The following is a 12172-nucleotide window of genomic DNA, read 5'->3' on the forward strand; positions in this document are numbered from 1 at the left end:
CGTTACTGACGTTTGCGTTCGTTAGAAGTTCTAACACCTCACGATCGGGAGTGTCAATAGCGTTCGTGATAGCCTCTAACTAAAGGGAACATGGGCACGACGTACGGGCACGACGTACGGGAAGGAGGCAAGGCCAGTGGCTGAACCGGGTATGAGCACCAGCACCCCGCGCGAGCGGTACCGGGCCCAGGTCCGCGAGGAGGTCAAGAAACACGCGTGGGAGCAGATCGCGACGGCGGGCGCCTCAGCGCTCTCCCTCAACGCCATCGCCAAACAGATGGGCATGAGCGGCCCCGCGCTCTACCGCTACTTCGCCGGGCGCGACGAACTCATCACCGAGCTGGTCAGGGACGGCTACCGCAGCCTCGCCGACACCTTCCTCAGCGTCCACGCCGCCGCCTCGGCCTACGACTCCCGGCCCGAACTGGTCGCCCTCGCCCACGCCCTGCGCGGCTGGGCCCTGGAGGACCCGCACCGCTACTTCCTCCTCTACGGCACGCCCGTCCCCGGCTACCACGCCCCCGACGACATCACCGGCATCGCGTCCGAGATCATGGCCGTCCTCCTGGACGCCTGCGTCGCCCTCGACCCCGACGCCACCGCCCCCGTCACCCCCTTCGACACCCACCTCGCCACCCACCGCGCATGGGCCGACCCCCACCCCGCCCCCACCACCGCCCTCCACCGCGCCCTCACCTGCTGGACCCGCCTCCACGGCGTCCTCTCCCTCGAAGCCGCCGGCCACTTCACCGGCATGTCCCTCGACCCCGCCCAGCTCTACGAAGCCGAACTCCACGCCCTCCTCAAACCCTGAGCTCACCGCCGCGCCAGGGCAGTTGGACCTATTCTGGGAATCGGCAGAGGCGCAACACGAAGACGCGATACGGACGGGGGGCCGGATGTCTTTTCTGCGGTTCGCGGGCGACGAGGTCAAGGACATGGCACGCAAGCTGGAGACCAGCGGCGACCAGATGAAGAGCGCTTCGAAGGAGATGAAGCACGCCAACACCAAGGAGATCGGCCACTCCGGCCTGGAATCGGCGTGTGACGACTTTGCCGACTCCTGGGACTACGGATTCGGCCAGCTCTCCAAACTCACCCGGGGCGTCTCGGAGTTCGCGAATCAGGCCGCCGAGGAGTTCGCCAAGATCGATCAGAAGCTCCGCGACGAACTCAAGAAGGCGGGCGAAGGCGGCGGCGAGTAAGCCGTCCGCCGCTCGCCCCGCGGGCTCACTCCCCGCGCCTCGGCCTCAACCGTCGTGCTCCTGGGACGGATTGAAGGTGAACGTCCGCCCGATGTGTGCGAGCCGCCCGCTGTAGGAGTCCAGCAGGAAGAGCGACGGCGTCGAGATCGTCACGTAGACGCAGTAGTCGCGGGGCGCCGGGACGATCAGTTGCAGCGCCGCCACGGGCAGCGTCGGCCGTATTGTCGCCGCGGCGCCAGTAGGATCCTCGACTCCGGCCGCGGCGGCCATGCCCGCGGGGAGCGTCAGCAGCCGCAGCGAGGTCGACGGTGTCCCCGCTGCCCGCTGCCCGCTGCCCGCTGCCCGCTGCCCGCGGCCAGACCCGGCAGACTGGCACGCATCTGCGCTCCCGCAGAGGCCAGTTGCTCCTCGTCGGCGTCGGGCATCAACGTGGCCAGCGCCTCGTGCCAGCCTTCGGACTCAGTGGGTTCCGGCAGCCGGATGAACTCGTCGGGTACCTGGTATCCGAACGCGTACGGGATCTCCCGCCCCGCGCCCTTTGCCGTGCCTTGGGCAGTCGGGCCGCTCACGCCGCTGTCCCGTACTGCCCCTGCTCCAGCCCCTTGGCGAAGCTGTTGCCCGCTGACGTCAAGGTCGTGGGGACGTCGAACGTCGGGCCGAGCGGGCCGGGCGCCATGACCGTGGGACTGTTGTCGGGCGCCTTGTAGTTGACGAATCCGGCGATCGGCCCGGCTACGGGGATGTCGGAGATGTTCCAGTCGCCGTCGGTCCACCGGCCGTCGTTCGCGTTGGACCCGAGCGCGAAGCCCGCGCCGGTGACGGTGCCCACGAAGTCGAATACCTTGCCCGTGGCCACATACGTCCAGCCCTGCCCTGCCATGCTGAAACCGCGCAGGGTGTTGGCGACACCGCTGGGTATCTTGGCGATGTTGCCCAGCGCGCCGGGCCGGATCTTGCCGAGCGTCGCCACGATGCCTTCCGCGACACGCAGTTCACGCCCCGCCTGTACCATCGCGCGCCCGGCCTTCATCATGCTGCCGCCCGCCAGACCGATACCGCCCGCGATCACACCCGCGGCGTCCCAGGCCAGAGTCTGCCAGGTCACACCTTCGGCGCCGCCGATCATCGCGGCGCTGTGCGCGGCGAGCGCGCCCACGCCGACGATGAAGCCGATCAGGCCGAGCGCCCCCACTCCGGTGCCGAGAGCGAGGGCGACCAGGCAGATCACGCCGATGACCATCGCGATGTCGGCGAGTATGTCGCCGACCAGTTTCCAGAAGTTCGGATCGGACAGGACGTTCCACGCGTCGGCGAGGAAGTCGGTGACGCTGTCGACCAGATTGTCGAACCAACCCGGCTTCGGCGGGGCGTCGTCGGTGGCGTCCTTCAGCGCGCGCGCCGTCGAGTCGGCCGCGGTGGTGTACTCGACGTGCAGAGTACGGGCGCGCCCCCGGACCGACTCCAGTTCGCCGTGCGCCGTGTCGTACGCCTGCTGCTTGCCCTTCTTGTCCCGCTCGTGCGCTTCCTTCTCCGTGTCGGACATCGTGGAGGTGTCCGCGGGAAGACCGGTCAAGGAACTCTTGGTCGAGTCGACCTTCCGCGCCGCGGCAGCCGCCTCTTCCTCCAGCCCGCGGGCCCGCGACTGGAAGCCGTCCAGACTGGTCTCCCAGCCCGCCAGGGCCCGGTGCGCCGAATTCACCGCGTCAAGGGCCTTCTTGAGATATGGCGGAATCTTTTCCACGGACTCCGTGAAGGCGTCGGCGGACTTCCCCACCCATACACCGTCCGAGGTGCCGATCTTGCTCAGTTGGCTCTGGGCGCTGCCGCTATTGTGGGCCACTTGCCCCACCGCGGAGACCATCAGACGGACGTTTTCCAGATCCCCCGGAGCCGGATCGAAGCCAAGGTTCGGATACTTCAACGAGCCCACGCTCGCCCCCCATCCGCATGACGAACTCATGCCGCTTCGTTCAGAGATGACTTTTTCTTGACCAAGCTATAAGAAGATCCTTGCGGTATGGATGGTTCCGCCGAGTCCCGGATGCGGGTCCGCCGGCGGGGACCGGACAGAAGGTCATGCCAGACCACGGAGGCCGGAGGTCGTGATGTTCGTGGAGGCTCAACTCAAGGCGCTGATGCGGGACGGGGCGCGGGGAGCGGCGCGGCATGAGGCGCGGAATCTGGTGGGGTCGTGGCGGAGATTCGCGGCGTTCGCCTTTGTCGCCGAGCAGTACGGGTACCGGTACGAGGGGATGGCGGCGACATCGCCGAAGGGGAGTCCGAATCCGTATTTCGGGTTCCGGCGGGAGGCGGACGCGGCGGAACGGGCGACCCTGGCCGCCGCGCGGTATCCCGAGGGACTGCGCGGCGGCCAGTTGCCGGGAATGCGGCCGGGACGGCGGCGGCTGCGGCCGTCGCCGGAGGTGCGAGAAGAGGTCGAGCTGCTGCACGCGCGTATTCAGGTGGACTACGCGCGAGGCCATCGCAGGCGCGGCCTGATCCAAGTAGTGGTGCTGCCGCTGGCGTTGCTGATCCCACTGTCCCAGTTCGGCTTCACGGCGGGGCCGTTGCTCGTCTGCGGCGGTGTCTGGGCGTTCTTCGTCGGGTTGTGGGGGCTGGGGGTGCTGCTGTCCCGGCGGCGGTTGGTGAAGTACGGTGCCGTGTTGCGGGCCGCTGAGCGGGCCTAGGAGGTGGGGGCGGGGAGGGCTATGCGGGTGGTGGCGGGGGTGTGGGGGAGGGGGTGGCGGCCGGTGAGGACCGGGAGGCCGGTGGGGTCGGCGTACAGCTCGTAGCGGTAGAAGGCGACGGCGTACGCGGTGAGGGCGTCCTGCTGGTGGGCGGGGGTCAACTCCTGCGCGGGGCAGGTGCTGTCATCCTCGCCGAGCGAGGCCGGCGGGGTCCAGGACCGGTTGTAGTAGTTGTGGTTGGCGTGCTGGAGAGAGACGGAGAAGTCCGTCACGGTGTTCAGGCCCGCGATGTCGTCCAGATACTCCTGGCCCTGCTCGTGGACGGCTCCGTCACAGGTACTGGTGACGACCGCGAACGGCACCTTCGTATCGAGGGTGTCGCTGTTCTCGCCCTCCGGGTAGTCGAACTTGACCGGCGCCAGCGCGAGAACGGCCTTCACCCGTACGCCCGTCGGCCACTCGGCGCGGTGCTTGTCGGACGCCTGCCACATGGCGCCCTTGCCGCCGCGCGAGTGCCCCAGGGTGCCGACGCGCGTCATGTCAACGTGGCCGGTGAACGCGGGCGCGACCGCGCGGCCGGTCGCCGGGTCGGTGAAGCGGCCCTTCAGGGCGCCGCCGCCGTTGGCCAAGTCCCGCCACAGCCGCAGGTGTTCATTGATCAGGCGGGCGCGGTCGCCGTAGTCGAAGGACGTCATGTTGATGGCGTCGGCGCTGAGCGAGACCACGACGAAGCCGCGCTCGGCCAGCGCGCGGCCGAGGTAGTCGTAGCCCCGGTAGCTCGGGTACGGGTGCGAGCCCGCCGGGCACGGCCAGGTCTGCGCGTCCGCGTCGTCGCAGGCGTACCAGGAGCCGTGCGACATGACGACCAGCGGCAGCCGCCCGGTCAGATGACGCGGGTAGTGCACCACGGCCCGCACCTCGCTGACCGTGCCGGACTCCGGATCGGTGAACGCCGTGTCCCCGAGGTCGTATTCGGCGGTCCCGACGCCGGCGGCGGTCGTGGCTGCGGTCGTGGCGGCGGTCTCGGCGGTCGCATGCGGTACGGCGGCGACGGCCGGTGTCTGCGTGCCCGCCGCCAGGAGCCCGGCGGCCAGCAGCAGCGAGGCCGCCGCCGTGCGGACGGTGGATCGAAGAGGAGATCTCATACTCCGGTCAACACGCTGGAGCACCGCCCGAGTTGCCTCACCGGCCCCAGGCGTGTCAAAGACGATCACCAGCGCCCTACTTGCCCTTCAGGATCTTCGCCAGCGACCGGTCGAGGGAATCGGCGAGCGGCCCCGGGTCGATGGACGAGCCGCCCCCGCTGAACGGACCGGTGTCGGAGATCCAGTCGTGCAACTGCGCCTGGAGAAGCTGCGTGAGAGCGCCGTAGTACGGGGTGCGGGGGCGCTGCACCGCCTGGGTCAGCGCGGGCAGCAGCGTGGAAGCGGCGTACGCGGGGCGGCCGTCGGCGTCGCGCGGCATGTCGAGCGACTCCGACGACGCCGAGGCCCCCGGACTCGGAGAGCCGCCGGAACCCCCGGAACCCCCGGAACCCCCGGACCCGCCGGAACCCCCGGACCCCTTCGTGCCCGGCGCGAGCGTGCACCGCACCTTCGCGTCCTTGTACGCCGATTCCCGCGTCGCCGCGAATCCGGCGTCCAGCAGGCACCGCTCCGACTGCGCGTCCGTCAGGTACTTGACCAGGTCCAGCGCGTACTTCGCGCGCGGCGACCCCGCCGCCACGGCCAGATTCTGCCCGCCGAGCACGGCCTTCCCCGGCAGCCGCGCCACCTGCATCCGCGACGGGCCGAAGGTCCGCGACAGCGCGCCGTACGCGTACGGCCAGTGCCGCAGGAAGACGGTGTGCCCGGCCGCGAAGTCGCCGAGCGATGTCGACTCGTCGGAGGTAAGCGCCTCGGGCAGCGTCTCGTCATGGCCCGCGCGGGACTTCAACTCGCTCAAAGCTGCCCGCAGTTTCGCCGGGTCGGCCGTGTAATGACCTTCGGCGTCCGCGAGTTGGACCCCCACCGAGGCGAACGCCTCGATGGCGTTGACCGTCAGCCCCTCGTACGCGCCGAGTTGGCTCGTCCACCCCGCCATGTAGCCCTTGGGCTGGTGGTCCTTGTCGGCGTCGACATCGCTGATGAGCGTCTGGAGCTCCTGCCAGGTGGTGTCGGCCTTCGGGAAGCTCGCCGGATCGATGCCGATGGCCTTGATGGTGTCGGCGCGGTAATAGAGCAGCCCCACATCGCTGTTGAAGGGCGCCGCGTAGGTGTGGCCGTCCCACCGCGCGGTGCCCGCGACGGACGGGATGACGTCCCCGTCGTCGAGATTCATCTGGTGGTCGAGCGGGCTGATCAGCCCGGCCTGCGCGAACTCCGGCACCCAGGTGACGTCCAGATTCACCACGTCGTACGCGGAACTGCCGGACTGGAGCGCGCCGAGCAACTGGCTGCGCTGCTGGTCGGCCTCGCCGGGCAGCTCGACCAGCCGCGCCGGGTGCCGCCTGCCCTCCGGCGTCCCGTTCCACTGCTCGATGAGCTGCTGGCGCACCCCGTCGCTGCCGGTCACGTCCAGACCGCTGGCCACGATGATCTCGCCGCCGCCGGTCGTCGTGGGCTGCGCGGCACGGCCCCCGCCGCCCCCGCCGGTGCACGCGGCGGCGGCGAGCGCGAGCAGGCACAGGGCGGCGGCGGTCGCCGCGCGACGCCGCCTCACCGGGCGTTCCCCGTTCCCGCGCGGGCGACGTCGTCGCGCAGCTCCGAGACCTGGCTGCTCGACGCGTTCAGACAGCGCCCGCCGCTGGTCCTGGCGATCTGCGCGCCGACCGAACCGGCAGCGCAGCCGCCGCCCGGCGCCAGGGACACCCACTCCACCGGTACGGGACGGGCGGCGATCCGCGCCAGCAGGTCGGGGAGATCCCGGCCCTTGAAGTGCTCGTCGTCCTCGTCGTCGGTGATGTAGACGATCAACTGCGCCCCGCCGGTGGCCTTCTGGCGCTCCGTCATCTCGGTGAGCGCGGCGTCCAGCGCGGGTCCCGGGTAGGACTCCTCGTCCACCAGCTTCGTCGCCTTGACCTCGCGGCGGATACCGGCGAGGTCGGAATGCCTGCCCAGCGGCACCAGTTGCTGCGTCGGCGGCTTGTCGACCACCGTCCACACGCCGTACGCGTCGTCCGGCCCGAAGGTGTCGAGCGACTGCGACAGCAGGTCGAGGGCGCCCGCGGAATTGCTCCAGTAGGTGTCCATCGAGCTGGACTTGTCCAGCAGATACAGCACCCGGCCGGGGCCGAGCGCGTGCCGGTAGCGGTCCAGCGCACTGCCCACGGCGGCGGCGTACCTCGCCAGCCACTGGGCGTCGGGCGGGTAGGTGCCGGGCATGACCGTACTGCCGGGAACGACGGCTCCGGAGCCCGTGTCCGTCGCCGTGCCGCTCGCGGAACCGCTGGTGGTGCCGGTCGCGCCCCCGACCGTCCGGTAGCCGTCGTCGGTGAAGACCTTCTGCCCGGCCGTTCCGGTCAGCCAGGTGTGGAAACGGTCGACGGCGTCCTTCCTGGCCGTCGCGTCGCGGTCCGCGCCCTTCCACGTGACGTGCACGAACGGCAGGTCGAGCGGCGCGACATCGGCCGGATACTGCGGCGCGCGGGGATGGAGCCTGTTGTTGTCGCAGCCCACCCGTGCCTTGGCGTCCGCGTGCGTGTTGAACTGCGTCATCACCTGCTCGGGCACCAACACCGCCGCGTTGTCCTTCAGTTCGGGGTCCGCCCCGGCCAGCGCGCACATCAGCGCGTACGAGTCGGGCTGCGCGGGCCGCAGTTGGGCCGCCTGCCGCTCGAACTGCCCCACGACCGCGTCGCTCACGGGCGCGACGCCGTTCTGCCCGTACACCCCGACCGTCGCGAGCTGCGCCGAATCCGTGGACTCGGGATCGGCGCGGAGCACCGGCACCGTCTTGGGGTTGTTGCGCTTGAGCTGGTCGAGGAGCTGACCGAGCGGGGTGCCCGTGACCGAGGCCGGGGTACTGGCCAGGGTCGTCGGGATGGCCAGCACGACCGGGGTGTACGCGACCGGGCCGAGCGAGCCGAGCTCCACGTCGTCGCCTTTGCCGACAAGGGACTTGGCGCGGGCCAGGGTGACGTCGGAGCCCGGTATCCAGATGTCCGGCTGCGCGCCGATGTCGCGCTGCGGGCGCAGTTCACCGGTCGAGCGCGGCGTACGCCAGTCGGCCGCGTGCTGGAAACCGGTCACCGCGTCGGCGGACTTGGGGTCGACCAGGCTGATCCCGGAGCGGCGGCAGCCGCTCCCCGTGTGGTTGGCGCCCGAGGTCAGATACGCGGCCACGGCCTTCTTCACGGTCGGGGCCGCGTCCGGGTCGGTGAGCAGCCGCAGTTCGACCGGCGGCGCGCAGGCCGTACTCCCGCCGACCCAGGTGTAGACGCCGTAGCCGCCTCCGGCGAGGAGCACCGCGAAGGCGGTGAACAGCGGGATCAGGACCTTGGGATTGTGGCCCTTGCCGGGACCGGCTGTGCCCGAACTCTCCTTACGGGGACGGCCCTTGCGCTGCTCGCGCTCCCCAGGACGGCCGCGCTCCCCACGGCTTCCCCGCTCCCCGCGACCACCCCGTTCTCCACGGCTTCCGCGCTCTCCGCGACGGCCCCGCCCCGTACGCCCCTCGCCCGCGCCGATCCCGGCCGCCGCGAGCGCCGCCCGCCACCAGGCCGCCCGGCCCGCGGAGTTCCGCCGGTCGATCTCCTCCAGCAGCCGCGGCGAGAGCCCGAGCAGTACGTCCTGCCGGGACTCGGCGGCGTGGTGACGCGGCACCCACGGGTCGTCGCCGCCTTCCGTGAACTTGTGCCGCATCGCCTCGTACAGCGCGGCCGACAGCGGGATCAGCTCGATCCGCGCGGCCTCTTCCGGCCCGATGTCCTCATCGGTCCTCGGCAGCCCGTCGTGCAGCAGCCGGATGAGCTGTTTGGTGTACGGCGTCGGCTCGTGCCCGTTGCCCCCCGGTATCCGGCGGTTGATCTGGACGGCGGTCAGCACCGAGATACGGTCCCTGCCGCGGTGCAGCGTGCCCGGCTTGAATTCGAGCAGCGCGTTGCCCGCGTAGCAGCAGTCCAGGATCACCACGATCCGGTCGACCAGCCGGCGTTCGGCGATGTCCCTGAGCCTGGGCAGCACATGGCTGCTCCAGGACACCGCCTCCGCGTAGTCGTCGCGGCCGATCCTGCGGGACTCGCCGACCAGCAGGTGGAAGTTGTCGCCGTTGCGGTCCACTCCGCCGTGTCCGGCGAAGTAGAGCAGGAACAGGCCCTCGGCGGCCTTGGCCTCGTTCTCCAGGTGCGAGAGGAATTCGAGCTGGGTCCTGGGGAGCACCTGCCGGACCTCGTTGGCCCCGAACACCCCTCCGGCCATCAGGGTTTCGACCAACTGGCCGAGGTTGTGCCGCACGCCCGGCAGGTCGTCCAAGTGGTCGTACCGGTACACCCCGAAGAGCAGTGCGCGATTGGCCTTGCCGCGTGGGTCGTAAGCATGCGAGGGCACGATGGCTAGGTGTTCCTTCCGCCTTCGTCGTCCTCCGGCTCCTCGTCGGCGTCGTCCGTGTCGTCCGCCCCGTTGCCCCCGTCGGCTGCGCCGTCCCCGTCCCCGGCCCCGTCCCCGCCGCCGTCGCCGCCGTCGACCCCGTCGCCCGCGCCGTCCGCCTGGACGTCGGTCACCATGGGGTGGTCGTCGCTGCTGCTGTTGGCCGCCCACGCGTGGGCGGCGACCTTCGCGCGGTTGTAGAGGTCCTCGAAGACCGGGGTGATGGCCGCGCCCGCGATCACCAGCACCAGTTCGACGAGGCCGCCGCTCATCGGCGGGCCGTCCCGCCGCTCCTCCGGGTCATGCCGCCCGCCGTCGTACTCGCGGACCTCCGCCGTGAGCTGATGCGCGGCCTCGGCCTGCGCGAACCAGTCCTCCAGGCTCAGCCAGCGGTACAGCGCTTCCAGATCCTGCGCGTCGTCGCCAGTGACCCGAATCCGGATCCTGCGGCCCGGCTCCCCGTCCCCATGAGTCATAACTCACTACTCTTGCACGGACGCTGACACTCCGTCACTACCTTGCGCCGACGCGCCCCCACGGGTGATCCGCCGGCCCCCACGGGCGATCCGCCGGCCTCCACGGGTCGCCCGCCGGCCCCCGCGGGGCCGGTGCCCTGGGCACGACGGCGAGCCGGCCCTTTCGGGGGCACGGGGAACCGCGCGCTCAGCCACGGTGTTCGCGCAGGTCACCACCGGCCCCAGCGGGGTAGTCCGGCTGTCGTCGGGCCACCGGCCCGGTGGTGGGCTGCTCGCGCGGTTCCCCGCGCTCCTTCGGGGCGCGCGCGGCCGTGACGCTTCCCGGCCGTCGGCCGGAGGGGGCGGAGCCGCGGCCGAGGGCGGCCGAGGTCACGGCCAGCGCCAGCGCCGCCGCGGCGAGGGCCGCGCCGAGCCAGTTCGGGGCGGTGTAGCCGAGCCCGGCCGAGAGAAGGAGCCCGCCGAGCCACGCGGCCAGCGCGTTGCCGAGGTTGAAGGCGCCGATGTTGACGGCGGAGGCGAGCGTCGGGGCGCCGGACGCCTGGTCGAGCACCCGCTTCTGGAGCGGCGGGACGGTCGCGAAGCCGAGCGCGCCGATCAGGAAGACGGTCACGGCGGCGGCCACCTTGTTGTGCGCGGTGACGGTGAAGAGCGCGAGGACGAGCGAGAGCCCGCCGAGCGTGGCGTAGAGCATCGGCATCAGCCGCCGGTCGGCGTACCGGCCGCCGAGCAGATTCCCGCCGACCATGCCGAGCCCGAAGAGCACCAGCAGCCAGGTGACGGACGAGTCCGCGTAACCGGTCACGTTCGTCATCATCGGCGCGAGATACGTGATCGCGGCGAAGACGCCGCCGAAGCCGAGCACGGTCATGGCCATGGCGAGCAGCACCTGGACGTTGCGGAAGGCGGCCAGCTCGTGCCCGAGGCGTACGCCCTCGGGCCGGGGGATCTCGGGGACGAGCTTCGCGATGCCCGCGAGGCCGAGGACGCCGAAACCGGCGACGACGAAGAAGGTGACGCGCCACCCGGCGGACTGCCCGACGAAGGTGCCCAGCGGTACGCCGACCACGTTGGCCACGGTCAGGCCGGTGAACATCATCGCGATGGCCCCGGCCCTCTTCTCCGCGGCGACCAGACCGGCCGCGACGACCGAGCCGATGCCGAAGAAGGCGCCGTGCGCGAGGGAGGCCACGATGCGGCCCGCCAGCATGAGGGCGAAGGTGGGCGCGACCGCGGAGACAAGGTTTCCGGCGATGAAGAGCCCCATCAGGAGCATCAGCATCCGCTTGCGGGAGATCTTGGTGCCGAGCACGGTCATCAGCGGCGCGCCGACGACGACGCCGAGCGCGTAGCCGGTCACCAGGAAGCCCGCGGTCGGGATGGACACCCCGAAGTCCCCGGCGATGTCGGGCAGCAGCCCGATGATCACGAATTCGGTCGTGCCGATGCCGAAGGCCCCGAGGGCCAGGGCGAGCAGCGCGAGCGGCATGGGAAACACCTTCCGGAGGAGAGGGGACGGAACCGGCGGTACGGACGGGTACGGGACCGGTGTGCGGTTAACCAGCGCCCACAATAATTGCAGACGCGGGATAAGTGCAAACGCCGCCTATTGCGGAAGCGGGCTATCCTGAAGACGCGGCCGACGACGACCGCGGGACCGGCCGGCGCGAACCGGCCGGTCGGGGACGAGGGTGGTGCGAGCCGCCGCGAGGCCGGTGGAGGAGCCGAGGATGACCGAGACCGTGGCGCTGGCCCAGGGCTGGTGCGCGCTGTCCCTGCTGCACGGCAGGATCGAGGCGCACATCGAGCGCGCGCTCCAGGCGGGGCACGAGCTGAGCGTGCGCGAGTTCTCGCTGCTCGACGTGCTCAGCAAGCAGCACAACGGCCCCGGCGGCCACCTCCAGATGAAGAAGGTCGCCGACGCGGTCGTGCTCAGCCAGAGCGCCACGACCCGGCTGGTCAGCCGCCTGGAGGACCGCGGCCTGCTGGTCCGCTACCTCTGCGACACCGACCGCCGCGGCATCTACACCGACGTCACGGAGACCGGGCTCGCCCTGCTCGCCGAGGCCCGCCCCACCAACGACCGCGCCCTGCGCGAAGCCCTCGACGAGGCCGCCCGCGAGCCCGAACTCGCGCCGCTGGTCCGTACGGTGGAGGCGCTCGGCGCCCGCTGAGCCCCGACCGCCTGACGCGTACGGCCGGGGCGACGAGCCATCAGCCGAGCCGAGCCGGGCCGGGCCGAG

12 protein-coding genes are annotated in these 12172 nt (G+C 71.1%); 4 read left to right on the plus strand and 8 right to left on the minus strand.

Going from position 1 to position 12172, the window contains the following annotated elements; translation table 11 throughout:
- Nucleotides 1-151: 151 nt before the first annotated feature.
- On the plus strand, nt 152-814 hold the full coding sequence (locus ACIP4Z_RS20155; protein ID WP_401310133.1) for a TetR/AcrR family transcriptional regulator: 663 nt from the start codon (nt 152-154) through the stop codon (nt 812-814).
- Nucleotides 815-899: 85 nt separating this feature from the next.
- A complete protein-coding gene (locus ACIP4Z_RS20160) occupies nt 900-1205 on the plus strand; it encodes a hypothetical protein (RefSeq protein ID WP_401309847.1) in 306 nt (101 codons plus the stop codon).
- Between the two features lie 45 nt (nt 1206-1250).
- Here ACIP4Z_RS20160 and ACIP4Z_RS20165 read toward each other — a convergent pair whose 3' ends face one another.
- The 3 genes from ACIP4Z_RS20165 to ACIP4Z_RS20175 all read right to left on the minus strand — a co-directional run bounded on the left by ACIP4Z_RS20165 (nt 1251) and on the right by ACIP4Z_RS20175 (nt 3165).
- A complete protein-coding gene (locus ACIP4Z_RS20165; RefSeq protein WP_401309850.1) occupies nt 1251-1409 on the minus strand; it encodes a hypothetical protein in 159 nt (52 codons plus the stop codon).
- An 80-nt stretch (nt 1410-1489) separates the two neighbouring features.
- Nucleotides 1490-1774, minus strand: a complete 285-nt coding sequence (locus ACIP4Z_RS20170) for a hypothetical protein (RefSeq protein WP_401309853.1) — start codon at nt 1772-1774, stop codon at nt 1490-1492.
- On the minus strand, nt 1771-3165 hold the full coding sequence (locus ACIP4Z_RS20175; RefSeq protein WP_401309855.1) for a putative T7SS-secreted protein: 1395 nt from the start codon (nt 3163-3165) through the stop codon (nt 1771-1773). The genes ACIP4Z_RS20170 and ACIP4Z_RS20175 overlap by 4 nt, the downstream gene beginning before the upstream one ends.
- A gap of 145 nt (nt 3166-3310) precedes the next feature.
- Between ACIP4Z_RS20175 and ACIP4Z_RS20180 the strand changes: the two genes are divergently transcribed.
- Nucleotides 3311-3892, plus strand: coding sequence for a hypothetical protein (locus ACIP4Z_RS20180; protein ID WP_401310136.1), 582 nt, complete (start codon nt 3311-3313; stop codon nt 3890-3892).
- On the opposite strand, the gene ACIP4Z_RS20185 is transcribed toward ACIP4Z_RS20180, so the two are convergent.
- From ACIP4Z_RS20185 to ACIP4Z_RS20205, 5 genes are all read right to left on the minus strand, one after another.
- Nucleotides 3889-5037: an alpha/beta hydrolase gene (locus ACIP4Z_RS20185; RefSeq protein WP_401309858.1), complete on the minus strand. Its 1149-nt coding sequence runs from the start codon at nt 5035-5037 to the stop codon at nt 3889-3891. The two genes, ACIP4Z_RS20180 and ACIP4Z_RS20185, sit on opposite strands and share 4 nt — an antisense overlap.
- Nucleotides 5038-5113: 76 nt before the next feature.
- Complete coding sequence (locus tag ACIP4Z_RS20190) at nt 5114-6592, minus strand: extracellular solute-binding protein (protein WP_401309861.1); 1479 nt, start codon at nt 6590-6592, stop codon at nt 5114-5116.
- On the minus strand, nt 6589-9417 hold the full coding sequence (locus tag ACIP4Z_RS20195) for a substrate-binding domain-containing protein (protein WP_401309864.1): 2829 nt from the start codon (nt 9415-9417) through the stop codon (nt 6589-6591). Before ACIP4Z_RS20195 ends, ACIP4Z_RS20190 begins: the two co-directional genes overlap by 4 nt.
- A 5-nt stretch (nt 9418-9422) precedes the next feature.
- Nucleotides 9423-9932, minus strand: a complete 510-nt coding sequence (locus tag ACIP4Z_RS20200) for a hypothetical protein (RefSeq protein ID WP_401309867.1) — start codon at nt 9930-9932, stop codon at nt 9423-9425.
- A gap of 187 nt (nt 9933-10119) precedes the next feature.
- Nucleotides 10120-11418: an MFS transporter gene (locus ACIP4Z_RS20205; RefSeq protein WP_401309869.1), complete on the minus strand. Its 1299-nt coding sequence runs from the start codon at nt 11416-11418 to the stop codon at nt 10120-10122.
- Nucleotides 11419-11659: 241 nt separating this feature from the next.
- Between ACIP4Z_RS20205 and ACIP4Z_RS20210 the strand changes: the two genes are divergently transcribed.
- On the plus strand, nt 11660-12103 hold the full coding sequence (locus ACIP4Z_RS20210; protein WP_391042971.1) for a MarR family transcriptional regulator: 444 nt from the start codon (nt 11660-11662) through the stop codon (nt 12101-12103).
- Nucleotides 12104-12172: the final 69 nt, after the last annotated feature.

Origin of the sequence: Streptomyces sp. NPDC088910 (assembly GCF_044749865.1) — a bacterium.
Classification (GTDB): domain Bacteria; phylum Actinomycetota; class Actinomycetes; order Streptomycetales; family Streptomycetaceae; genus Actinacidiphila.

Bases quoted from the DNA above. Each gene is read 5' to 3' on its own strand.
- ACIP4Z_RS20155 (WP_401310133.1), top strand. From the start codon at position 152: ATGAGCACCAGCACCCCGCGCGAGCGGTACCGGGCCCAGGTCCGCGAG.
- ACIP4Z_RS20160 (WP_401309847.1), top strand. From the start codon at position 900: ATGTCTTTTCTGCGGTTCGCGGGCGACGAGGTCAAGGACATGGCACGC.
- ACIP4Z_RS20175 (WP_401309855.1), bottom strand. From the start codon at position 3,165: ATGAGTTCGTCATGCGGATGGGGGGCGAGCGTGGGCTCGTTGAAGTAT.
- ACIP4Z_RS20180 (WP_401310136.1), top strand. From the start codon at position 3,311: ATGTTCGTGGAGGCTCAACTCAAGGCGCTGATGCGGGACGGGGCGCGG.
- ACIP4Z_RS20185 (WP_401309858.1), bottom strand. From the start codon at position 5,037: ATGAGATCTCCTCTTCGATCCACCGTCCGCACGGCGGCGGCCTCGCTG.
- ACIP4Z_RS20200 (WP_401309867.1), bottom strand. From the start codon at position 9,932: ATGACTCATGGGGACGGGGAGCCGGGCCGCAGGATCCGGATTCGGGTC.
- ACIP4Z_RS20205 (WP_401309869.1), bottom strand. From the start codon at position 11,418: ATGCCGCTCGCGCTGCTCGCCCTGGCCCTCGGGGCCTTCGGCATCGGC.
- ACIP4Z_RS20210 (WP_391042971.1), top strand. From the start codon at position 11,660: ATGACCGAGACCGTGGCGCTGGCCCAGGGCTGGTGCGCGCTGTCCCTG.